17 protein-coding genes are annotated in these 24,549 nt (G+C 60.3%); 2 read left to right on the plus strand and 15 right to left on the minus strand.

Going from position 1 to position 24,549, the window contains the following annotated elements:
• The first annotated feature begins 108 nt into the window (after window positions 1-108).
• Complete coding sequence (locus KQ940_RS13735; protein WP_217414260.1) at window positions 109-1,116, plus strand: AraC family transcriptional regulator; 1,008 nt, start codon at window positions 109-111, stop codon at window positions 1,114-1,116.
• 154 nt (window positions 1,117-1,270) lie between these two features.
• Here the strand turns inward: KQ940_RS13735 and KQ940_RS13740 are convergent, their stop codons facing one another.
• From KQ940_RS13740 to KQ940_RS13810, 15 genes are all read right to left on the minus strand, one after another.
• Complete coding sequence (locus tag KQ940_RS13740; RefSeq protein ID WP_217414262.1) at window positions 1,271-2,695, minus strand: sodium-dependent transporter; 1,425 nt, start codon at window positions 2,693-2,695, stop codon at window positions 1,271-1,273.
• Between the two features lie 189 nt (window positions 2,696-2,884).
• Entirely contained in the window at window positions 2,885-3,955 is a 1,071-nt protein-coding gene (locus tag KQ940_RS13745) for a Leu/Phe/Val dehydrogenase (RefSeq protein ID WP_217414308.1), read from the minus strand.
• Window positions 3,956-4,026: 71 nt separating this feature from the next.
• Window positions 4,027-7,569 (minus strand): indolepyruvate ferredoxin oxidoreductase family protein, encoded by a 3,543-nt coding sequence (locus KQ940_RS13750; RefSeq protein WP_217414264.1) that lies wholly within the window; start codon window positions 7,567-7,569, stop codon window positions 4,027-4,029.
• Between the two features lie 557 nt (window positions 7,570-8,126).
• The gene (locus tag KQ940_RS13755; protein WP_217414266.1) at window positions 8,127-8,912 is read right to left on the minus strand and encodes a 1,6-dihydroxycyclohexa-2,4-diene-1-carboxylate dehydrogenase; all 786 of its coding nucleotides are present in this window, start codon (window positions 8,910-8,912) and stop codon (window positions 8,127-8,129) included.
• 13 nt (window positions 8,913-8,925) lie between these two features.
• Window positions 8,926-9,939: a benzoate 1,2-dioxygenase electron transfer component BenC gene (gene benC / locus KQ940_RS13760; protein WP_217414268.1), complete on the minus strand. Its 1,014-nt coding sequence runs from the start codon at window positions 9,937-9,939 to the stop codon at window positions 8,926-8,928.
• A gap of 81 nt (window positions 9,940-10,020) precedes the next feature.
• On the minus strand, window positions 10,021-10,530 hold the full coding sequence (locus tag KQ940_RS13765; protein ID WP_217414270.1) for an aromatic-ring-hydroxylating dioxygenase subunit beta: 510 nt from the start codon (window positions 10,528-10,530) through the stop codon (window positions 10,021-10,023).
• Window positions 10,531-10,540: 10 nt separating this feature from the next.
• Complete coding sequence (gene benA / locus KQ940_RS13770) at window positions 10,541-11,887, minus strand: benzoate 1,2-dioxygenase large subunit (protein WP_217414272.1); 1,347 nt, start codon at window positions 11,885-11,887, stop codon at window positions 10,541-10,543.
• Window positions 11,888-12,140: 253 nt separating this feature from the next.
• On the minus strand, window positions 12,141-13,064 hold the full coding sequence (locus KQ940_RS13775; protein ID WP_217414274.1) for a catechol 2,3-dioxygenase: 924 nt from the start codon (window positions 13,062-13,064) through the stop codon (window positions 12,141-12,143).
• 185 nt (window positions 13,065-13,249) lie between these two features.
• The gene (locus tag KQ940_RS13780) at window positions 13,250-14,035 is read right to left on the minus strand and encodes a cyclase family protein (protein WP_217414276.1); all 786 of its coding nucleotides are present in this window, start codon (window positions 14,033-14,035) and stop codon (window positions 13,250-13,252) included.
• On the minus strand, window positions 14,028-15,017 hold the full coding sequence (locus KQ940_RS13785) for a fumarylacetoacetate hydrolase family protein (protein WP_217414278.1): 990 nt from the start codon (window positions 15,015-15,017) through the stop codon (window positions 14,028-14,030). Before KQ940_RS13785 ends, KQ940_RS13780 begins: the two co-directional genes overlap by 8 nt.
• Window positions 15,018-15,102: 85 nt before the next feature.
• Complete coding sequence (locus KQ940_RS13790; RefSeq protein WP_217414280.1) at window positions 15,103-16,350, minus strand: MFS transporter; 1,248 nt, start codon at window positions 16,348-16,350, stop codon at window positions 15,103-15,105.
• Window positions 16,351-16,393: 43 nt separating this feature from the next.
• Window positions 16,394-18,877: an efflux RND transporter permease subunit gene (locus KQ940_RS13795; RefSeq protein ID WP_246590061.1), complete on the minus strand. Its 2,484-nt coding sequence runs from the start codon at window positions 18,875-18,877 to the stop codon at window positions 16,394-16,396.
• Window positions 18,867-19,934, minus strand: coding sequence for a WD40/YVTN/BNR-like repeat-containing protein (locus KQ940_RS13800; protein ID WP_217414282.1), 1,068 nt, complete (start codon window positions 19,932-19,934; stop codon window positions 18,867-18,869). Before KQ940_RS13800 ends, KQ940_RS13795 begins: the two co-directional genes overlap by 11 nt.
• Entirely contained in the window at window positions 19,934-21,292 is a 1,359-nt protein-coding gene (locus tag KQ940_RS13805) for a DUF1329 domain-containing protein (RefSeq protein ID WP_217414284.1), read from the minus strand. Before KQ940_RS13805 ends, KQ940_RS13800 begins: the two co-directional genes overlap by 1 nt.
• A 39-nt stretch (window positions 21,293-21,331) precedes the next feature.
• A complete protein-coding gene (locus tag KQ940_RS13810; RefSeq protein WP_217414286.1) occupies window positions 21,332-23,017 on the minus strand; it encodes a DUF1302 domain-containing protein in 1,686 nt (561 codons plus the stop codon).
• A 435-nt stretch (window positions 23,018-23,452) separates the two neighbouring features.
• On the opposite strand from KQ940_RS13810, the gene KQ940_RS13815 reads away from it, so the two are divergent.
• Window positions 23,453-24,361 (plus strand): LysR family transcriptional regulator, encoded by a 909-nt coding sequence (locus KQ940_RS13815; RefSeq protein WP_217414288.1) that lies wholly within the window; start codon window positions 23,453-23,455, stop codon window positions 24,359-24,361.
• The last annotated feature ends 188 nt before the right edge of the window (window positions 24,362-24,549 follow it).

The following is a 24,549-nucleotide window of genomic DNA, read 5'->3' on the forward strand; positions in this document are numbered from 1 at the left end:
AGCGTGCTAGCTTGATCTATGCCCTTATGTGTACGAAAACATAAAACATTACTAGAACAACAACTTAAAACTATAATCGACTCGGGGCTGAAGCCATTCGGTTTTACTATGCTGGAAAATACGAATCTCTTTGAAGGCGATGCCTCAAAGAAAATATCGGCGGATATTCAAGATACCGAGAGTGCGGTCTCCTGGATGTCCAATATATGTGGACCGCACGATCTGAAGGTTCATAATGCCCGCAAGATGCATTTCCGCCATGTGGGCAACGTCTTAAACTCCACCACGACGGCGATCGGCTATATCGAGTACGGCACCGACGTCACGGTCAATATCGAGGACCTTGAAAACAGCTACAGCATCAGCCTTCCGTTGAGCGGTTTTCAGGAGCTTTCCACATCAGAGCAGAATACCCAGTCCAACATCACCAGCGGCGTCATCATCTCGCCATCCAAGCCCTGCGAACTCAACATCAGTGGCAACTGCCGCAAGACCCTGGTGCGGATTTCGCGCCAGGAGATGGAGCTGACGCTGGAGTCTCTGATCGGAAAACCGATCACCAACCCTTTGATTTTCGATCCAAAAATGGATGCCAACGTGGGTGCATCCAGTGCCTGGTGGCGCACCGTGCGGCTGGTTGAGGAGGAGCTGTCCAAGTCGGACAGCCTGTACAACTATGCTCCCTTTATTCGCGATATAGAAAAGGCGCTGATAAAAGGCATCCTGACCTCACAACCCCATAACTATTCCGATGCGATCAGGGATGCGTTCAAGCGAAAACTGCCGGCCTATATTATCAAGACCATCGACTACATCCGTAGCAATGCCAAAAACGATATCCATATTGAGGATATAGAATGGATTTCCGGCGTTTCCAGAAACAAACTATACTCGGATTTCAAGAGTCATTTTGGTGAACCTCCAACCGCTTATCTTAAAAGGGTCAGACTGGAGGGCGTCAGGGATGACATTATTAAATATTGTGGACACGAAAGCATTTCAACCCTGGCTTTGAACTGGGGATTTAATCATCTAGGACGTTTTTCAACAGAATATAAAAAACTGTTCGGTGAAACACCTTCCGAGACACAGGCAAAGGCAAAACTGGGATTATAAAAACCCGAAAGCGAGAAATACCCCGAACCAAATCGGTATCGCCAGGTGTCGCGAATAGAACACCGATAGCCTGTCATATCCGAAAAAAGGGGGGACACTGGTCCCCCAAAATACGGCCTCGATAGGAGCCGGCCAGGGAATAGCGCTTAGCGCCTCAGAGCAGGTTATACACAAACACCATCAGCACGGCGGCCGGGGTGATGAAGCGCAGTACGAACATAAACAACTTGAACGCCAGCGGGTTACCGAAGGAGAGCTCGTTCTCCGCCGCCTGTCTGGACATGAACCAACCGAGGAACAGGGCGATGAAGAAACCGCCCAGCGGCATCATCAGGTTTGCGGTGGCATAGTCGAACAGATCGAAGATGGTCTTGCCTTCGAAGCGGTCGATGAAGCCCAGCGGGTGGAAGCCGGACCATTCGTTCAGCGACAGGATGGTCAGGATACCCAGCGCCCAGATACTGATACCGCCGATCAGCGTGCAGCGCAGGCGGCTGTAGCCCTTCTGCTCCTCGAACCACTCCACCACCGGCTCCAGCAGAGAGATCGCCGAGGTGACGGCAGCAACCACCAGCAGGATGAAGAACAGGGAACCGAACAGCACACCGCCCGGCATCTGGCCGAAGGCGATCGGCAGGGTGTTGAAGATCAGTCCCGGCCCGGCACCCGGCTCCAGGCCACTGGTGAACACGATGGGGAAGATCGCCAGCCCCGCCAGCAGCGCGACGACGGTGTCGACCACGGACACGGTGACCGCGGTTTTCGCGATCGAAACATGCTTGGGCAGGTAGGAGCCGTAGGCCATCATCACCCCCATACCCAGGCTCAGGGTGAAGAAGGCGTGGCCCAGCGCGGTCAGCACCCCTTCGGTGCTGAGTTTGGAGAAGTCCGGCGTGAACAGGAAACTGATGCCGTCGGCGAAGCGGTCGGTACTCAGGGCATAGCCCACCATCACCAGCAGCAGCAGAAACAGCAGCGGCATCAGGATGTTAATCGCCTTCTCCATGCCGGAGGTCACACCGCGCGCCACGATCATGATCACCAGCGCCATGAACACCGAATGCCAGAGCAGCAGGCTATAGGGGTCGGATAACAGCGCGCCGAACTGGGCACCGATCTGCTCAGTAGTGGCGCCGACAAACAGGCCTCCGGCGGACTTGCCGACATAGGCCAGCGCCCAGCCGCCGATAACGGAGTAGAACGACAGAATCAGATAGGAGGAGAGCATCCCCATACCGCCGATCCAGGCCCAGCGTTTGGACAGGCCATCCCGCTGCGCCAACTGACGCATGCTGTTGATCGGACTGCGACCGCCGCGGCGGCCGATCGCCACCTCGGCCATCATGATCGGGATACCGATCAGCGCGATACAGACCAGGTAGACCAGCACGAAGGCGCCGCCGCCGTTCTCGCCGGTGATGTAGGGGAACTTCCAGATATTGCCCAAGCCCACCGCGGAACCGCTGGCGGCGAGGATAAACGCCAGCCGCGACGACCACAGTGGATGGGCCGCTTTCGCACCGGAACTGGCGTCGGTTGCCGCGGATCCCGCGGTTGGATTCTGAGTCAACTCAGTCATCTATACGTCTCCATCTTATTTTTATGTACAGGAAGTACGGTCCCTGTCGCGTGCTCCTGCAGTGACAGGATTACCGCGGGGCTGCCTACATCATGCCGCGGGCGCATACGCAGTCGCGGCGATATAGACAGTTTCGAGAGAGCTACCGCCCGCGACCGATGTATAAACCGGGCCGCGGGCGGCGGGGTGTTACTTGTTCATAAAACGTTCTTCGGCCAGTTCATTGGCGATCTCACCGGTGGGACGGCCGCTGTCGTCGGCACGGCGGAAGATCTCCTGCAGTGTGTCGGCGATGGTGTCGATATGGGCGCGCACCTGTTTGTAATCATGAGGGGTGTGCTCATGGCCAACGCGCTCGTAGTAGATATCGATGATGCCACCGGCATTGATCACATAATCCGGCGCGTAGAGGATGCCGCGCTGGCGCAGCAACTGGTCATGCTTGGCCAGTGCCAGCTGGTTGTTGGCGGCACCGGCGATCACTTTCGCCTTGATCTGCGGGATGCTGAAATCGTTCAGCACCGCACCCAGGGCGCAGGGCGCCAGCACATCCACGTCCAGCCCCAGGATCTCCTCCTGCGCGACTGCGGTGGCGTCCAGCTCGGTCACCGCCAGGCGCACCTGCTCCTCGTGGATATCGGTGACGTACAGCTCGACACCGGCCTGGCGCAGGTGCTTGGCCAGGCGGTAACCGACGTTACCGACACCCTGGATCGCGACCTTGAGACCGGTCAGGTCATCACGGCCGAGCTGGTGCTTGACCGCCGCCTTCAGGCCGACAAAACAGCCGTAGGCGGTGGCCGGCGACGGATCGCCGTTGCAGGGCAGACCGTCGATGCCGGTGCGCTCGGTGATACCGGCCACGTTGTCGGTAAAGCGGCTCATCACCTGCAGGTCGGGCACGCTGGTGCCGGAATCCTCGGCGGCGATGTACTGTCCGCCGGTACGCTCCAGGCAGCGCCCCATCATCTCCAGCAGCGCCTCTGACTTGTGCCGGCGCGGATCGCCGATGATCACCGACTTGCCGCCACCGAGCTTAAGGTTGGCCAGCGCGGACTTGTAGGTCATACCGCGGGACAGGCGCAGCACGTCGCGCAATGCCTCCTCGTCACTGGCGTAGTGCCACATGCGGCAGCCGCCCAGCGCCGGGCCCAGGTTGGTGTTGTGCACGGCGATGATCGCCTTCAGGCCGCTCTTATCGTCACTGAAGAAGGTCAGCTGTTCGTGGTTATCGAATTCCGGGTGGCTGAATACGGACATGTTCATTGGCTCTTTATTCTGTTCGTTGGTATCGGTCAGGGGTTGATTGATAGTGCTGTTGATAGGAGCGTTCATGCGCTCACCTCATGCAGCTGCACGTAGGGATCGCTGCTCCGACCGGCATCGGTGCCGCTGTTCAGTCGTGTGAGCAACTCGACACGCTGCGCCTGGGCTTTGTCGTAAGCCTTCTCTTTCACCGGGCCGTAACCGCGGATGGCGGCGGGCAGTTGCGCCAGCTCACAGGCGGCGTCGTAGTTTGCAGCGCTGAGCTGGGTCAGGATCAGCTGGAGATCGGCCTCGTACTCGGCGATCAGGCGCAGCTCCAGGCGGCGGTCGGCGCTGTAGGTGAAGGGATCCAGCACCGTGCCGCGCAGGCCACGCAGCCCGGCCAGCAGGCGGAACAGCGGCAGCATGCGGCGACCGGAGAACTTGCGTTTGCGCGGCCGGCCGGTCGCCGGGTCGACTCGGGAGATCAGCGGCGGCGCCAGGTTGAACTCCAGCTCGAACTCGCCCTCGAACTGCTCGGCCAGTTGCTGACGGAAGCTGTCGGAGGCGAGCTGACGCGCGACCTCGTACTCATCCTTGTAGGCCAGCACCTTGCTGTAGTTCTCGGCCACGGCACGGCTCAGACGGCTGCCCTTACCCAGCGACTGCTCGGCCTGGCGTACCTGATTGACCAGATCGAGATAGCGCTGCGCCAGCGCCTCGTTCTGGTACTCACGCAGATGCTGCATCTCGCGCTCGATCAGCTGGTTGAGGCTGGGCAGCAGCTTCAACGCCTGCACGCTGGCGTCCGGGTTGACCAGGGTTTCCACCCGGGTCAGGTCGAAGGCGGCACGGCGGCCCCAGAGGAACGCCTGCTTGTTGGCCGCGACCGAGGCGCCGTTGAGCTCGATGGCGCGTTCGATCGACGGGCGAGTGAGCGGGATCAACCCGCGCTGCCAGGCGTAACCGATGCAGAACAGGTTCACCACCATGCCATCGCCGAGCAGCTTGGTGGCCAGGCGGGTGGCGTCGAGGCAGTAGCTGCCGCCGACCACCGCGGTATCGCAGATCACCTGCTGCATCTGCTGGGTGGGCACCTGCAGGTCCGGGTCGCGGGTGAACGCCGCCGGCATGCTCTCGTGGTTGTTCACCACCACGCGGCTGCGCTGGCGCTCCAGCTTGCCCAGCGCCTCTTCACTGGCGCCTACCATCAGGTCGAAGCCGATCATCAGGTCGGTCTCGCCGGCCGGGATACGCACGGTGTGGATCTGCTCCTGGCTCGGGGCGATGCGGATATGGCTCATCACCGCGCCAAACTTCTGCGCCAGACCGATCTGGTCCAGCACTCCGGCGCCTTTGCCCTCCAGGTGTGCCGCCATGCCCAGCAGGGCGCTGACGGTGACCACACCGGTACCGCCGACACCGGTCAGCAGGATGTTGTAAGGCTGTTCGATCTGCGGCAGTTTCGGCTCCGGCAGCTCCGGGAAGCTGGCGTTGTTGCCGACCAGCTCCGGCTTGCGCAACCGGCCGCCCTTGACGGTGACGAAGCTGGGGCAGAAGCCGCGCACGCAGCTGAAGTCCTTGTTACAGGCGGACTGATCGATGCTGCGCTTGCGGCCGCGCTCGGTCTCCTCCGGCAGCAGCGACAGGCAGTTGGACTGCACGCCGCAGTCACCGCAGCCCTCGCACACCTCGGCGTTGATCACCACGCGCTGCTCGGGATCGCTCATTTTGCCGCGCTTGCGGCGACGGCGCTTCTCGGCGGCGCAGGTCTGGTCGTAGATCATCGCGGTACAACCGGGGATCTCGCGCAGCTCCATCTGCACCGCGGCCAGGTCATCGCGGTGGTGGAAGGTGACACCGTCGGCGAAGTCGGCTCGGCTTGGATACTTGTCCGGCTCGTCGCTAACCAGCGCTATACGGCGTACCCCCTCACCGTAGAGCTGGTGGGTGATCTGCTGCACGGTCAGGGTACCGTCGATCGGCTGACCGCCGGTCATCGCTACCGCATCGTTGTAGAGGATCTTGTAGGTGATGTTGACGCCCGCCGCCACCGAAGCGCGGATCGCCAGCAGACCGGAGTGGAAGTAGGTACCGTCACCCAGGTTCTGAAACACGTGCTTGTTGTCGGTAAAGGGGGCCTGGCCGATCCAGGTGGCGCCCTCCCCGCCCATCTGGGTGAAGGTATCGGTGCCGCGATCCATCCAGGTCGCCATATAGTGACAGCCGATGCCGCCCAGGGCGCGGCTGCCCTCCGGCACCGTGGTCGAGGTGTTGTGCGGACAGCCGGAGCAGAAGTGCGGGGTGCGCTCCAGCAGTGCCCGCGGCTGCGCCAGCTCCGCCTCCTTATCATTGAGGAAGGCCAGGCGCTGCTGCATCTGCTCGCTGGTATAGAACCCCTGAATGCGCGACGCGATGGCCCGGGCGATCATCGCCGGGGTCAGCTCCGACAGTGGGGTGACCAGTTCAGCGAAGCGCTCGTCGCGCTTGCCGACCACGCGCGGACGCCGGTCGTCCTGCCAGCTGTACAGCTGCGTCTTCAGCTGATCCTCGATCAGGCCGCGTTTCTCCTCGATCACAAGGATCTCATCGAGGCCCTGGGCGAACTCACGGATCCCCTCCGGCTCCAGCGGCCAGGTCATCGCCACCTTGTACAGGCCGATCCCCAGCGACGCCGCCAGCTCGTGGCTGATACCCAAATCCTCCAGCGCCTGCAGCACGTCCAGATAGGACTTGCCGGTGGTGACGATGCCCAGACGCGGCTGTTGCGGCTGGATCACGATACGGTCGAGGCGGTTGGCGCGGCAGAACGCCTGGGCGGCGGCCAGCTTGTAGTTGAGCAGCCGCGCCTCCTGCTGTAGCGGCCGGTCCGGCCAGCGTGCATTGAGGCCATCGGCGGGCAGCTCGAAATCGGTGGGATAGATAATCTCCAACCGGTCCTGATCCAGGTTGGCCGAGATCGCCGAGTCCATCACCTCGGCCAGCGCCTTGAAGCCGACCCAGCAGCCGCTGAAGCGGGACATGGCCCAGCCGTACAGGCCGAGATCGAGCATCTCCTGGATGCCGGAGGGATAGAGCACCGGCATCATCGCATCGGCAAAGGCGTAGTCGCTCTGGTGCGGCAGGGTGGAGGATTTGCAGGCGTGATCGTCACCGGCCACGGCCAGGACACCGCCATAGGGCGAGGTACCGAAGGCGTTGGCGTGCTTGAACACGTCGCCGGTACGGTCCACACCCGGGCCCTTGCCGTACCAGAGGCCGAACACGCCGTCGTATCTCGCACCTTCAAACACATTGACCTGCTGCGAACCCCAGACCGCGGTGGCGCCCAGGTCTTCGTTCACACCGGGTTGGAAGGTGATGTTGTACTTCTTGAGGTAGTCACGCACCTGCCACAGGGTCTTGTCGAAGCCGCCCAGCGGCGAGCCGCGGTAACCGGAGATAAAGCCGGCGGTGTTGAGCCCGGCGGCGCGATCGCGCTCGGCCTGCAGCATCGGCAGACGCGCCAGCGCCTGGCTGCCGGTGATATAGACCCGACCGTAGGTTTTTTCCCACTTATCCTGGAGAGTAACCGAATCGAGAGGAACAGTCTCAGAAGTAACTGAGCCTAGCGTTACTGAATTTTGCATATGATCGCTCCCGGTCCCGAGCGGCAGCCATCAAGCCGCCTGAAGCAGGACGTACCGATGAAAAGTTGAATGAACTTGAGGCGGACGGGTTAGCGTCGCAGCGATCGTTCAGTTCGGGAGCGTTGTATGTCGCCGGAGACAACCGGCTGTAGAGGAGAGCACGCCGAAAGCGTGGCTGAAGCGCAGAGATTGAGCATCATAACGAAGTACCTTCGACCGCGGCTGGATCACAGCCTTGGTTTCCTGTTGTTGTTATTGTACCGGCAGGGATACGCCGATCGTGTACTGCTCGACCGCCTGGTAAGGCGATGCAGCGACCAACAGTATAGGGGTTTTCCCTAGGCGTCAAGATTGAAGTTTTGATGTTTTCCAGTGGATTTTTCTGAGATACATCCTAAATATCGCCGCTCCTGCGCATCCCTGCGCCCGCGGCATGACCGCCTTGGATGGCGGAAGGCCGCCCCACGGAAATCCTGACTTTGCAGGAGCAAAAGTCAGGGACCGTACATCCTGTACATAACAAAGGGGACTCACGCCCCCCAATCGATTGCGCGGGATCAACCCAGATCGCCACCACCCACCGGCAACACCGTGCCGGTTATATAGGACGCCTCATCCGAGGCCAGGAACAGGATCGCGTTGGCCTGCTCTTCCGGTGTGCTGTAGCGCTTCATGAAGGTCGAGTCGATGGTCTGGTCGACGATCTGCTGGTACCAGACCTTCTCCTGCGCCGACTGCTGTGCACTGTTGCGCGGGATCCGCCGCTCACCGACATCGGTGCCACCCGGCGCCACGGCGTTGACGCGGATGCCGTGCTGGGCGTTTTCGAACGCCATGCACACGGTCATCGCGTTGACCCCACCCTTTGCAGCGGCATAGGGCACACGGTTCAGGCCGCGGGTGGCGATCGACGATACGTTGATGATCGCGCCGCTGCCCTGCGCCTGCATCGGCTTGAGCACGGCGTGACAGCACCAGAGCGTGGGGAACAGCGAGCGTCTTACCTCGGCCTCGATCTGCTCCTCTTCGTAGGCCTCATAGGGCTTGGCCCAGATGGTGCCACCCACATTATTGACCAGGATATCGATGCGGCCGAAGCGGCTGATGGCGCCATCGATGGCGCGGCAGCAGTCCGGGTACTGCTCCAGATCCGCGGTTTCTACATGCACGGCCGCGGCGCCGGCGGCCTCCGCCTCCTGCGCCACCTCGTGGACGATCTCGGAGCGGTCGACCAGCACCAGCTCGGCGCCCTCGGCCGCCATCTGCAGCGCGACCGCCCGGCCGATACCCTGGGCCGCACCGGTGATCACCGCCACCCTGTTTTCAAATCGTGCTGCTCTCATAGCCGGTCACTCCTCAGTGGCTTGCCGCAAACTTCTCGTAGTGGAAACTGACCGGCTGTATGCCCTTGGCTTCGATGAAACCGTTGACCGCCTCTACCATCGGCGGCGGCCCGCAGAGGTAGATATCCACCTCGCCCCCGTTCAGATGGGCCGGTTCGATATGGTCGGTAACATAGCCTTTGCGCGGCCAGTCACTGTCGGGCGACGCCACGCAGGCGCTGAAGCTGAAGTTGTCGATCTCGGCGGCGAAGGCTTCCAGCTTCTCCAGCTCGACCAGGTCGAAATCGTGGGTCACGCCGTAGATCAGGTGTACCGGGTGTTCGCTGCCGCTGGTTTTAATTTTGTCCAGCATCGCCAGGAAGGGGGCAAGTCCTGTACCGCCGGCCAGCATCAGCACCGGACGCTTGATATCGCGCAGGTAGAAGGAGCCGAACGGACCGCGCAGCGTCAGCCTGTCACCCACCTTGGCCTGCTCGGCCATGAAGCCGCTCATCAGACCGCCGGGGACGACCCGGATCAGGAAGGAGACCGATTCATCCTGCTCTCTGACCATGGAGCTGAACGAGTAGGCCCGCGTCTGGTCGCTGCCCGGCACCTGAACGTTGACATACTGGCCGGGCAGGAAATGCAGCGCGCGGACCTGGTCGCCGGCCACGGTGAAGCTCAGCGTCGACAGCGACAGGCGGTTGATCTCGGTGAGTTCACCGTGCACGTCGGCCTGCTGGCTGCGCACGCAGATCTCCGACGAGGCGGGAACGCTGACCACGCAATCCGACTCCGGCACCATGCAGCAGGTCAGCACGTAGCGCTGCTCCGCCTCGTGATCGGACAGCGCATCGTCGATATAGCCGTCCATCTCGAATTCACCCGATTCGCAGTGGCACTTGCAGGTACCGCAGGCGCCATCGCGGCAATCCATCGGAATATTGAGCCCCGAGCGGTAGGCGGCATCGGCTACCGACTCGCCGGGCAGGGTTTGAATGAACCGGGTTACACCATCTTCGAAGTTGAGCGCTACTTTATGCATGAGAACTACCTCTTCGGCCCCCTTTGAAGCGCCGGCCAGGTGGCGCCTCAAGGGGGCTCGTTATTATCGGGTTGCGTTGGATCAGAGGTGATAGACGTCGACCACGTGGTGGATGCAGTCGTTCTTGATCACCACCTTTTTGCGTTTGATCTTCAGCGCGCCATCGTCGCCACGGACCAGGGTCAGAAACCCGCTGCCGTAGTAGGTATCGGTGGTCTTGTAGCGATAGCTGTTGGTCAGCCAGCTGTAACGCACCTCGGCATCGTGCGCGGATGAGGTCAGCAGTTCAATGTTGCCGATCATATGCTGAGTACGCGGCTCCGGCAGACTGGAGGCGCTGGAGCGTTCGGTCTTGATGCGGAACACCCGGTCCTCCAGGCCATCGCGCCGGGCGTAGTAGATCAACGAGATCTCGCTCTGCGGATCGGTGGTCAGCTCGCCATCGTCATCCCAGCTTGGCACCCAGAACTCGGCCTCCTTGTCGTAATGGGCAAGCCAGGCATCCCACTGCTTGTCGTCCAGCGCTCGGCTTTCGGAGTAAAGAAAGTTGCGCATCTCTTCGTATGTAATAGCGTCGCATGCAATGCTCATCTCGGTCTCCTTATGCCTCTTCCTGCTCTTTGTTAACCGCGTCGGTCAGCGTTTGGGTCCAGTAGCGGTGCTGAACGGTGTACAGACCCTCGTCCTCGGACTTGGCACCGCTGAGTACCGGCTTGATACCCAGTGCCTTGGCGTCTTCGTCCGGGCCCTCGATCCAGTGCTCGGCCCCGCGACACATGTCATTCCACGGCAGCGAGCTGGCCTTGAACCCCTCCTGGCAGGCGCGAAACTCCTCCAGATCGTCTGGCGTTGCCATACCCGAGGCGTTGAAGAAATCCTCGTACTGACGAATGCGGTGGGCACGGGCTTCGGCGCTCTCGCCCTTGGGTGCGATGCAGTAGATGGTGACCTCGGTCTTGTCGACGGAGATCGGTCGCCACATGCGGATCTGTGAGCTGAACTGGTCCATCAGGAACACGTTCGGGTAGAGGCAGAGGTTGCGCAGGTTGCCGATCATCCAGTCGGCGCGCGCTTCGCCATACCGCTCAACCAGCTCGTCACGACGCTCGTAGAGCGGGCGATCCTGCGGGTTGGGCCAGCGCATCCAGAGCAGAATGTGGCCCTGTTCGAAGGCGTAGAAGCCGCCCTTCTGCTTGTTCCAGGTGGAGGCATCCATCGCCTTGACGTCATCGACAGACATGCCTGCCTTGCGCCGACCGGTGGTGGCAACATAGTTCCAATGGGTGGCGGAGACGTGGTAGCCGTCAGCACCGTTTTCCGCCTGCACCTTCCAGTTGCCGTCGTAGGTGTAGGTAGAGGAGCCACGCAGTACTTCAAGACCTTCCGGCGACTGGTCGACGATCATGTCGATGATCTTGGCTGCTTCGCCCAGGTGCTCTTTCAGCGGTTTGACGTCGGCATTCAGGCTGCCGAACAGGAAGCCGCGATAGGATTCGAAACGTGCGACCTTCTTCAGATCGTGGGAGCCGTTGCAGTTGAACGATTCCGGATAACCGGCCTCTTCAGGATCCTTCACCTTGACCAGCTTGCCGTCGTTGTTGAAGCTCCAGCCGTGGAAGGGGCAGGTATGCACCGCCTTGTTTCCCTTCTTCTTGCGGCACAGCACCGCGCCGCGGTGGCTGCAGGCGTTGATGTAGCAGTTCAGCTCGCCCTCTTTGTTGCGCGAGATGAAGATCGGCTGACGGCCGATGAAGCCGGTGAAGTAGTCGTTCTTGTTGGGGATCTGGCTCTCATGGGCCAGGAAGATCCAGTTGCCCTCGAAGATGTGTTTCATCTCCAGTTCGAACAGCTCTTCATCGGTAAACATCTCACGACGGCAGCGATAAAGACCTTGCTCTTTATCCTCTTCCATCATGCTGTTCAGCTTGGTAATCAGATCTTGATGCATGGGGTGCCCTCCTTCTTTTTATTCAGATTAGGGCGGCGCGGAACAGGCCACTATCCAACCAGCGCTATCCTTTATCCCCTGGTTGCAGCTACCGTCAGGTCGGTTTTAAAAAGCGGATACCGTACCTCCTGTACATCGCCGCTCCTGCGCATCCATGCGCCCGCGGCATACCGTACATCCTGTACATAAAGGCCTCCGGTGAGGGAGGCCAATGGGAAGGGTCTGAAATCGAAGCGAAGCGGAATCCTGACGATCAGGTCAATACGCTGAGGAAACGCTCGTTGAGTACCCGGTCGTGGTAGAAGATCGCCTTGCCCAGCTGATCTGCATCCCAGGTCACCGGAGGGTGATCCGGATAGTGGTAGTCACCGCCACAGAACACTTCATTGCGGTTACCCGACGGGTCGAAGAAGTAGATGGTCTTGCCGTGGGTCAGGCCGTGACGCGTGGGGCCGATATCGATGGAGGTATCGGTCATCGAGATCAAGTCAGCGGCGCGCAGAACATCCTCCCAGGTCTCGAGGAAGAACGAGGCGTGGTGAAATTTGCCCGGCTCGGCATGGTCGATAAAGGCGATATCGTGCGCCTTCATGCTGGCGGTGAGGAACTGTGCCACGCGGGTGCCATCAGGGGTCAGTACCTGCTCCGCCATGTCGAAACCAAGTACGTCGCGGAACAGTTCCCAGGTTTTATCCAGATGGGTGCCATACAGCAGACAGTGGTCGAAACGGGTTGCTTTCATACCCTTCAGATCGCGCGGCCAGGCCTCCGGGTTGCGCTCGGTGAGCCCCCACTTGCCGGTCTGCTCCTTGGTCGCGTAGAGCTCGAAGAAGTGTCCGCTCGGTGCCTGGAAGCGTACGCGGCGACCACAGCCGTTAAGCTCGCCGGCAGCGATATCCTCGATCTCGCAGCCGAACTCGGCCAGCTCACCGCGCAGGGATTCCAGCACCGCCTCGCTGAGCACCTTGAAGCCCATGAAGTCCATGCCCGCGCTGTCCGCCTCGCGCAGCACCACGGAGAACTTGTCCACCTCGGTCCAGCCCTTCAGATACACCCGGCCCTGGTCGTCGCGATCGATCTCGATCAGCCCGAGCAGATCGCGGTAGTGGGCCAGCGCTTCCTCTATATCCAGCACGCGGATCTGCACGTGTCCGGGTCTCATTACACCTTTTTTCATTGTCACACCCCTTAATTGGTTTTATTGACCAGGTGGTTACCCAATACAGGCGCTTCCTTTTTCCAGAAGCAGTACCCGCAGCAAGGCATGACATCGATATTCAAGCGCTCCGGCCAGAGACGAAATCCATTTTCTGCAACCCCTGTCCCTCCTATGCAATCTCAAAAACCGGAGTAGCAGATGGGCTACTCCTCGAAAATCGCCACGGCGCGAACGAAACCGGCCGAGGCGTGTTTGATCTTGTAGGGGAAACAGGACACTTGAAAGCCATGGGCCGGCAGGCTCTCCAGATTCGCCAGTTTCTCCATCTGGCCGTAGCCGATGTCGCGGCCGGCCTTATGCCCCTCCCAGACAATCGAGGCATCGCCGCTGGCGGCGAAGCGCTCGCGGGTGAACTTGAAGGGGGCATCCCAGCTCCAGGCGTCGGTACCGACCACTCGCACTCCGCGTTCGAGCAGATACAGGGTGGCTTCACGCCCCATGCCGATGCCAGCGTCCAGGTAGCCCGGCTGGCCGAAGATCGCCCCGGCGCGGGTGTTGACCAGCACGATGTCCAACGGCTGCAGTTGATGGCCGATGCGGGCCAACTCTGCTTCGACCTCGACAGCGCTGACCACATGTCCATCCGGCAAGTGGCGAAAGTCCAGTTTCACCCCCGGCTGCAAGCACCAGTCCAGCGGCAACTCATCGATGCCGAAGGCCGGCGTGCCGCCATCGGTGGTCGAGGCGTAATGCCAAGGCGCATCCATGTGCGTGCCGCTGTGGGTGGTTATCTGCAGCCGCTCCGCAGCCCAGGCTTCGTTGCCGGGCAAATCCTCCAGCCGCAGGCCCGGAAACATAGCCAATAGCTCAGGAGCGCCGCTCTGGTGATCGACATAATCGATTTTTGGCAGCAATGGAGGCGGATCGGTGTGCGGATTGTTATCCAGGGTGACCGACAGATCGACCAGACGACGTTTGGGACTACGCATAACAGCCCTCCTGGGCAACAATCCGTTGGTCGATGGCGCCGAACAGGCTTTCGCCTTGCTCGTTCAAGGCCTCGATTCGCACACGATCGCCAAAACGCATAAAACCGGTACGTGCCTCACCGTAGTCGATCATTTCGATTGCCCGTCGCTCGGAAATACAGGCCGAGCCCGCCTCGCGGTCGATATTCGAGACGGTACCGGAACCGATGATGGTGCCGGCACGTAATCGCCGGGTCAGGGCGGCGTGGGCGATCAATTCGGCGAAGCTGAAACTCATCTCGGCCCCATTGGGCTGACCGAACCGTTCAGCGTTCCAGCTCACCTGCAAGGGCAGGCACACCCGGCCATCGCGCCAGGCGCTGCCCAGTTCATCCGGGGTCAGCGCCACCGGGGAGAAACTCGACGAGGGCTTGGCCTGGAAGAAGCCGAAGCCGGCCTTGATTTCGCGCTGGATAAAGCCCCGCAGGCTGAAGTCATTGACCAGCATGACCAGACGTACGTATTGCAGAGCCTCACTGGCCCGGCAGCCCATTGGCACCTCGTCGACGACCACCGCGAACTCGCCTTCGAAGTCGATACCATGCGCCTCGCTGGGCAACACCACGTCGGCGCAGGGGCCGAGAAAGTCGTCGGAGGCCCCCTGATACATCAGCGGAATATGTTCCTCTGCCTGCGCCGGCAGATTGAAGGCGCGCTGGATCAGATGCCCATGATTGAGAAAGGCAGAACCATCGCACCACTGCGGCGCGCGCGGCAGGGGAGCAGCGGCCTGCACCGGGTCAAAGGGAAAACTGCCTGCCGCCTCCCCCCGGTTCAAAGCCTCGCTCAAGCGCTGCAACGCGGGTGCTACCTGGGTCCAATTTTCCAACGCCTGCAGCAGGGTTTCGGCCTGCGCAGTTGCATCAACAGCGTGCAGTAGATCCCGCGAGACCAGCACCAGCCGGCCGTCCCGGCTACCGTCGTTGAGGGTAGCGAGCTTCATGATGAAGTCCTCTTGACAAAAATCAGGGCATACAGGGCCTAACCCCCAGGGCTGCTGGACCTTGGGGTGGCTGCCACAATAGGGATTAATGCAACGGCATATCGCCAGCGCTTTGGATTGGATCGCGCAGGCGAAAACCAGCCAGACACGGCGCTATCAAGCTGAATGCCGCAGCCAGTACCAAGCCGTAGCCGATCAGCTCGACCGCCCCGGCACGACTGCCCACCAGACCGACCGCCGCCATGACCAACAGCGGGCTGGCAAACTGGCCGCCGAAGAAACTGGCGGTAAAACCACCGGTACCACGACCACGGTGCTCGAAGCTGAGGGTCGACAGTGCCCAGTTGACCACCGTCGGCAGCATCAGTCCGCAACCCAGGCCGTTAATCACCACGGCGATTACCACGGTGCGGTAGTCATGGGCGCCGGCCAACAGTACCAAGCCAATACCGGAGGTAAGGAAAGCCGCTGCCAGCAAAAACCCGGGGCCGTTACGGTTAAGCCAACGGAAACTCAGGGCGCCAACGAATACCGCCGCATGGCTAAGGCCGATGGCCATACCGGTACTTTTCGGCGAGTCGATACCGATGTCGGCGAGCAAGTAACCGGTCTGCACCGGAATCACGAAGAAACCCAGGGTCGAGATCACCGTCAACAGGTAGATCACCGCCAGCGCCCGCCAGGGGAATTTACTCGGCACGCTATTGGCAACCGCGGCCGCAGCCACCTGAGCTTTTTCATGCAGCGGCTCCCAGAGAAACAGGTACATCAGCGGCACGAACAGCAGCCCCACCAGATAGACCGCGAACGGCGTGCGCCAGCCGCTCTCACCGAGGATGCCGCCGATCATGAAGAAGGCCGACGCCGACAGCGAGGTGGCGATGGTCTGCCAAGACAATAACCGAGCCCGCTCACGGCCACTGTAGTAATCACCGATCAAGGTGGTGCAACAGGTCATGATCGCCGCCTCGGCCAAGCCCAGCCCTGCCCGGCTCAGCAAAATAAACATGAGGTCATCGAGCAGCAGCGGCAAAGCCCCGCACATCCCGTACAAACCCATTGCCATGACCAGCAGGCGCTTGCGCCCAAGACGGTCGGCAGCCCAACCGGCAAACGGCGAAAACAAGGCAATCATCAGTGCAGGCAAGGTCAGTACGATGGGCACCAGCAAGGCGACATCGGCACCACCGGCAAAGTGCGCGGCGATCCGCGGCAGTACCGGGGCGACCAGTACCCCGCCGAGAATCGGCAGGCAGCTGCCGAGCAACAGCAATAGCCCCGCGCGCGAACGCTGTTTGGAGCCTTGCATCACGTCATGCAATGGCTGGTTCATTGTGAGTCTCCACTTTCTGTCATGTTCAAGATCTGCATGCCGATCAGATCGTCCGGGTAGTAGCGATTTCAGCCTCATTTGAAGTACTCGCCTGCGCATCCTGCTCTTCGCGCCGGACTGCCTTCCAGGCCCAGCGCCAGGTACGCGCATGGGGCAGGAGGAAGTGCGCCAGCGCCGGCATCAGTACCAGTGCGCCCACCATATTCCACAGGAACATAAAGGCCAGCAGGATGCCCATGTCGGCCTGGAACTTGATCGGCGAGAACGCCCAGGTAGCCACGCCAACCGCCAGGGTCACGCCGGTCAGCATCACCACTTTGCCGGTGAACAACAGCGCGTGGTAGTAGGCCTGGGACAGGCTCTCGCCGGCTTTCAGGCGCACCAGCATGATACTCATGACATAGAGCGCATAATCGACACCGATACCGACACCAAGCGCGATCACCGGCAGAGTGGCGACCTTCACGCCGATCCCCAGCCAGACCATCAGCGCTTCACAGAGAATCGAAGTCAGCACCAGCGGCAAGATCACGCAGACCACCGCCAACATCGAGCGGAAGGTCACCAGGCAGAGCAGGATCACCGCGCCGTAGACCCAGAACAGCATGTCGCTGTTGGCTTGCTTGACCACGATATTGGTGGCCGCCTCGATCCCCGCATTACCGGCAGCCAGCAGAAACCGTACAGTCGACGAATTGTTCGCCTCGGCAAAGGATTCCACCTCAGCGACCAGACGGCTAAGGGTCGTGGCCTTGTGGTCGCTGAGGTAGGCATACAGGGTGACGGTGTTGCAGGCCTGGTTGAACAACTCACGAGGCGCACGACCGGTAACAGAGTTGAGCAGTAGCTGGTTCTGTGTCAGGTCGTACCATTTCAGGTTGCCTTCGCTCATCCCCACCAGCAGCTTGCGGTTCAGGCTGGCCAGGGACGCCGTGGACTCGACTCCCGGTAGCTGGCGCAGCCTCCACTCCAGCGCATCCAGGCGCATCAGTGCATCGTAAGCCGAGCAGCCGCCATCCGGGGTACGCACGATCACCGCAAACACATCGCTACTGGCACCGTAGTGCTGGGCGATAAAGGCGTTGTCGAGGTTATAGCGCGAATCGGCACGCAACTCGGGTGCGCCGGGGTCGAGATCGCCGACTTGCAACTGCAAGCTGACCAGGAAACCGACTATTCCCAGCAGCAGACTGACGACAATAGTCGCTGCAGCCCAACCACGACGAGTGAACCGATCGAGAAAGGCCCAGAGCGCATGCTTGCTATCGTCCTCCGCGTCCTCCTCGTTCTTCAAACTGCGCACGGCAGCCTTGGCACCGACGCCGATATAGCTAAGCAGGATCGGCAGCAGGATCAGGTTGGTGAAGATCAGCACCGCCACGCCGATACTGGCGATCAGCGCCAGATCCTGGATCACCCGGATCTCGATCATCATCAGCACAGCGAAGCCGACCGCATCACACAGCAAAGCGGTGAGGCCGGCCATGAACAAACGGCGAAAGGTGAATCGTGCCGCCACCAGGCGGTGCATGCCGCGACCGATATCCTGCATGATGCCGTTCATTTTCTGCGCGCCATGGCTCATGCCGATAGCCAGCACCAGGAACGGCACCAGGATCGAGTATGGGTCCAGTTCGAAACCAAGCCATGCCACCAACCCAAGCTGCCAGACCACGGCAACCAGCGAGCAGGCCATCACCAGTAGCGTGCTGCGAATGCAACGGGTGAACCAGTAGAGCATGGCCGTGGCAATGAGGATAGCGACGGCGAAGAACGCAAGGATCTGCTGCAAGCCGTCGATCAGGTCGCCGACCACCTTGGCAAAACCTGTTATATGAATGCTCAGCCCCTCGGCCTGAAACTCGCTCCGCAGGTTTTCCAGTTGAGCGGAGAAGGCAGCATAATCGATAGGCTTGCCGGTCTGCGGGTCTGTGTCCAGCAGTGGCACATAAATGATACTGGAACGACCATCAAGGGCGATGGTCTGGCCTATCTCACCAGAGCGCGCGGCATTGCGGCGGATCTCGGCCAGACTCTTAGCCGAACCGTCGTAATCATCCGGGATCACCCGCCCCCCTTCTACGCCCTCCTCGGTTACCGCCATCCAGCGCATGTTCGGCGTCCACAGCGACTTCATGAACGGACGGTCGACGCCGGGCAACAGGAAAACCTTGTCGTTCAGCTTGGCGAGCAACTCCAGGTAGTGAGCGTCATAGATCGACTCTCCGGGCGCTTCGACGGCGATGCGCAGGGCATTGCCAAGCCCGGTCAGTTCACCCTGGTTATCCAGGTAGTTGACAATATAGGGGTGACTGGTGGGGATCATCTTCTCGAAGCTGGCGTTGAGCCCCAGGCGGCTGCTCGCGGCGACCCCCAGACCGAGACTGACCAACAAACAGAGCAACAACACCCAGCCACGGTGATTGAACAGGCTGCGCTCGATCAACGAACCGGAGTTCGGATCGAAATCCCGCAGACTCTGTTCAGGGCTGACAGGCTTTTCGGCACGCGGCATATCACTGATCATCGGACCCTCCCAAACGTTTCACTCCGCGCGAACCGACCACCACCAAGCCGCCATCGCCGGCCTGGGCCAAGGCTGACACGGGGACGCCGGCGGCTTGGGGCAGTAGCTGCAGACGCGCACCCGGGTTATCGACCTGCAGCAACCGGCCATTCTGTTCAGCCAGCAGATCCTGCCCATCGGCCAATCGGTAGGCGGCAACCAGCGTGCCTTGCGCATCGCTGTTCAAGCGCTGCCATTGGTGCCCCTGATCCGCCAAGCGCCAAGCGTTGCCGCGCAAACCGGCAAGCAAGAGGTCGCCATTGCCCCCCGGTTGCAGAGCGAAGTAGCTACCCTCGTAAGGAGTTTGCAGACGATGAAAGCTTCCGCCATTGTCATCCGAAGCGAATAACGAGCCCTGCTCCCCGGCCATGTAGATACGCGAACCCTGACCTGCAAGCGCATACAAGTGATAACCTTCGGGGTTATCGACACGATCGACCCAGGAATGCCAGGTCTCGCCACCGTCGGCGGTATGCAGTATCAGACCGAAAGCCCCGGCGACTATGCCGTGCCGCGCATCGCTGAAATGCACGGCCAGCAACGGCTTGTCTGCCCCGTCCTGAACAAAGCGCTCGGCAACCCGGCGCAGGCGGCGCTGTGCCGGGTCTTCCGCAGACTCTGCCGGCACCGCATCCAGCACTCGTTGCGCAGCGGTCTCGCCATCCAGTTGCAGGTGCCAGCTGTCGCCACCGTCACTGCTGTGCAGCACGCTGCCGGCATGACCGACGGCCCAGCCCTGACTCGGCGTGGGAAAGTCCACGGCAGTCAGGGTCACGCTTACCGGCACCGGAACCTGGTGCCAACTTCTGCCATCATCATCGGACACGATGATCAGACCATGGGCACCGACCGCCACCAGGCGCTGGCCCGCACGGGTCACATCGATCAAGACCGCACGCTCAGGATCGGTGACCGTGATCGCAGGCCGCTGCAGGAAGTCCTCCACCGGTGCTTCAGTCGCAGACAACGGACTACCGAACAGCAGACCCAGCACCAGACAAAAAGCCGTGCGAATCATTAACGGATACCTTCAGAGACCAATGCACCCGGGCTGAAATCGCTGTCTGGAAAGGGTTTGACGATTTCGTTGTGCACACGTTTTTCGGTAACCACATTGTTCGCCATCCAGGCACCGGTCAACAGGTCGTACTGGGCGAACATTCCACGCACCAGGCCAGGCAGTTCCGGCATGGCATAGGGCAGTTGCAAGTAGGTGCGCCACAGCTGGCCGTTGGCATCCCAGCTGTCGCCGAGCATCGCCATCCAGGTATCTTCGTCTACGTACAGGCGGCGCTTGGGCATGCTGTGACGTTTACCGGAGACCAGGTTGCCTTCCACCACCCAAACGCGATGCAGCTCCCAGCGCATATGCTCGGGGTTGAGGAAGCGTTCGTCGAGAATCGCCTCATCCTTGCTCGGCTGGAGGATCTTGTTGCTGTTGTAGGGGATCAGCATCTCCTGCTTGCCGACGATCTTCCAGTCGTAGCGATCCAGCGGGCCGGTGAATACCGATACCTCATCGAAGTTAGCCACCCCGGAGCTGGTCGGCGTCGGTGTGTCGTAGGACGACACCGGCAGCTTGCGCACCCGCCGTTGACCGGTCAGATACACCCAGGACTGCGGCTTGTCGTTGGCGTAATCCATAGGCTCACGCCCAAGCAGCGCCTCGCCGACACGCAGCGGCGGACCAAGGTTGACCAGCTTGATCATCCAGTAAATGCCGTCATAGTCGCTCTTGGCATCCTGAAAGTAATACGGCATCTCGCGCTGCGACTGAATCACGCTGGAGAGAATGCGCTGACCATTGGCAGTGGTGATATAGACATTGAAATCGTTCTTCCAGGCCTCGCCGCGCCAACTCAACTGATGATTCCACACCACCTCGGCACCGGACTTCGGAATCGGGAACGGAATACCACCAATGGCACCTTCCAGAGTGTTGTTCTGGTTGGTCAGCTTGGCGCTGGTGGCGTTTTTCAGGGTGTTGTCGTATACCCACTGCGGCGCGGCCGCCGTGCGCCGGGTCGGATAGACATCGATGCGGTAGTCCGGGTATTTGGCGAACAGCGCCTTCTGCCCTTCACTGAGCTTGTCGCCATGCTCGGCCAGATTCTGCGCGGTCACCGAGTACAATTTGGCATCGCCGGCAAAATAATCCTGAATTCGCGGTCCCGGGCTGACCCCGGCGGGCACCTGGGTAAAGCCGCCATCCCAGGCCGGAATACTGCCGTCGGCATTGGCTGCACGCTCACCACCGAGTGGCGTGAGCGTAGACCCCAGTTGCGCCGCTTCTTCGGTACTTACCGCCCAACCCGGCAGCGACAGCCCGACCAGCGCGCCGGTCAACAGCAGATGACTCAAAGGTTTTAACATCATGACAAATACCTCGGTCTGTTATTGTTATTACGCAAAGGTTTAAAACGAGCGTTGTACGGTAAACGCAATAAATTCACGGTCCTTCAGGGGCTGACCAAAGGTATTGGCGTTGCCGGAATCGAGGAAGTTGTCTGCACCACCGATATAACGGGTGTAGCTCGCCCCGACTTTCCACGCTTGCAGGTAGTCGGCCTCCACACCGATGGTGAAATCACCACCCTTGTCGCCCACACCGTTGTTGAACTTGGTGATCACCGACGATTTGCCTTTCGGGCTGTAGCCAATGCCGATCGGCACTTTCAAATCGACCCCCGGATACACCTGGAAGAAGCTTGGCGTGAAGCTCACACGCAGGCCCAAGGCATCACGCTCGCTGTTTGGATCAAGGGCTTCGGGGTTCTTGGTGATGCTGGTACGACGATGCCAGGCCACCTCTCCGACCAGCATGGCAGAGTCCCAGAAGTCATTGCGGGGAAACGAATAGAGCATCGAAAGCTGCGCATGCAGGGAGTTACCCACGGCATACAATGGATGGTCGTTGTTGTCGCCGGTGCCATCGATGTTTACCTGGGACAGACTGACCAGCGGTGTATTACGCCGCACCGATACCTCGCCGGCGACGTTGGCATCGCCAACCGCGGTGCTGAAGCTGGCACCAAAGGCGCTAATACCCTCGGCATACGCCAGTTCATACTCGCCGAGTTGGCCGGTGAGGATATTCGGCCCGGTGGCAAATGGCTGGGTATACACCATCGGATCCTTGGAATGGTAACGGATGGCATACAAGCCGAAGTCGGTATTCCAGTCCTCCGGCGAGAAGCGCAGCGACAGACCAAATTGCCCGGAGTTCTTGGCCTTTTGATCATCGCCACGGAAGAACGCCAAACGCTGCTGGTTCGGGCCGATAGGTCCGCCGACGATCAGACGCTCACCACCTTCACCGACCACATCGGAGGTCGAGAAGTAACTGCCCACCGCCGGAATCCGGTTTTCTTCCCACTCAAACTGGTAATAGCCCGCCAGTGACAGGTTGGAGCGCAGCTGCAGATGCCCGGACAGCTGATTGACCGGCCGAATCAACTCCTTGAACGGCGTATTGGGCACCGAAGTGGCCTTGACCACATCGATCGGCGCCTGACCGCCAGCGATGCCATTGGCACCGAAAAACAGGCTCTCTCCCCAAAGCACCGTGTGCCGGCCCAGACGGAAACTGCTGGGCATATCGCCCAGAGTGCCACGACCGAAAACGAAAGCATCAAGGATTTCCACGTCTCCACCGTGCAGACGCCGTGTGTCATCGGTGAACTCATCGTGACTGACCGAACGCTGGTTGGCGGTGAATGGCGAGTCATTGTCGTTACCGCCCTGATAGACGCTGTCGTACCAGCCGGCAGCACTGACCCGCGCGCCGAAATTCTTGTAGCGCGCATCGAACTCGGAAAGGATGTTGAGGCGATTGGCGATAAGCCCCTGATCGAAGTTGCGGTTGCCGTCATCCTGGTTGACCGAGTTGGTCAACTCGTCATCGGCATCCTTCAGACGCCAGGCGGCGTTGTATTTGAAGGTGTTATCCCAGCGCAAGCGCAGATCGGAGTTGTCGGTTTCGATCTCGAATGCGTTGACCTGGGTAACACTCGCCATCCCGACGGCCAATGCCAGCATCGTCATACGCGGCAGGCGACCGACGGCGGATATGCGGGGATTCACGCAGAAGCTATGGTTCATGATTGCTACTACCTCTGAATTCTTCTTTTTGTCTTACAGGGTAATCGGCGTGCCCCGGTATCCATGGGCGATCCGCCGATGGCTCAGTGGTTGCTCATGGAACAGGGTGCGATGGGCAAGGGCCGTTGCGCGCAACCGTTAACACCCCGAAATGCAAGGCGCGCAGAAGACGAGTCGGCATCGGGGGTGGATGGGCATTGAGCTACTCGGGGGATATGCATGACGGACTCCGATTCTTTATTTTTATACGGATTGGTGCTCAGAAAACGAATACAGGGTCTGTTCCGATCAATGGATCAGCGACACCGTGTGTGCGTACTGAACCGTTCTCTTGGCATGATCATAAGCACAAACAAGTCATCCGAATAATCGATTATCAAGATTCCATCTATATAAAATTTTAGATATAAATAACCTTCACCCGGAGGACGAACAATGCGTTTCCATCACCTTGACCTGAACCTGCTGGTGGCTCTCGATACCCTGATACGGGAACAGAACATCACGCGTGCAGCCGAGCGCATGCACATCAGCCAATCAGCGGCCAGCGGCCTACTGGCCAGGCTGCGTGACTATTTTGACGACGAGTTGCTGGTGGCCGTGGGGCGCAGGATGATGCCCACGCCACTGGCCCAGGAGTTGGCCGAACCGGTACGCCGGGTGCTGCTGGAGATCCAGTCGAGCATCGTCAACCGTCCCGCCTTTGATCCGGCGACCTGCAGCCGGCACTTCAAGATCATTGCCTCGGACTTCGTCACCACGGTGTTCCTCGCCCCGCTGACCCAACGTCTGCAGCAACTGGCCCCACACATCACTCTGGACATACTGCCCACCGGCAACCAGTACAACGAACTGCTCAACCAGGGCGAGGTCGACTTCGTGATCATGCCGGATCATTTTCTGTCCGATGACCATCCCAAAGAGCTGCTGTTCGAAGATCAGTACAACTGCGTGTTATGGCGCGATAATCCGCTGGTAGGAGACGATCTGTCGCTGGAGCAGTACCTGCAACTGGGCCATGTGGCGGTCAGCCTTGGTAATGACCGGGCCCCGAGTTTCGAGGAGGAATACGCCCGCCGCTTCGGCAAGGAGCGGCGCGTGGAGCTGACCACCAGCAACTTCAATACCCTGCCCCACCTGCTGATTGGCACCCACCGGGTGGCCATCATGCAGGCGCGACTGTCGAGCCTATACGCCCAATATCTGCCGCTGAAGATTCTCGCGATGCCGGTCAGCCTGCCGCCGCTGACCGAATTCATCCAGTGGAACCGCTTTCTCGATAACGACCCGGCCCATCGCTGGATGCGCGAGGTGTTTCACGAGGTTGCCGGGATACCGCAGTAGATCGCGTTCTGCATCGGCACTGCCTTGAAAGGTTTGAACAGAGACCAATCCACCCAAGTTAAGACTTGAGATTTGTTTGAGACACCTGTTTTTCCGGTGCAATTTTTTCCGGTGCCGTGCCTGGCAGGGAGAGGTATTGCTGTCCCTGCGCTGAAGAATCCGGCGCACGATTCCACACGAGCCACTCA

Source organism: Marinobacterium ramblicola (assembly GCF_019084545.1).
GTDB classification, from domain to species: Bacteria; Pseudomonadota; Gammaproteobacteria; order Pseudomonadales; family Balneatricaceae; genus Marinobacterium_D; species Marinobacterium_D ramblicola.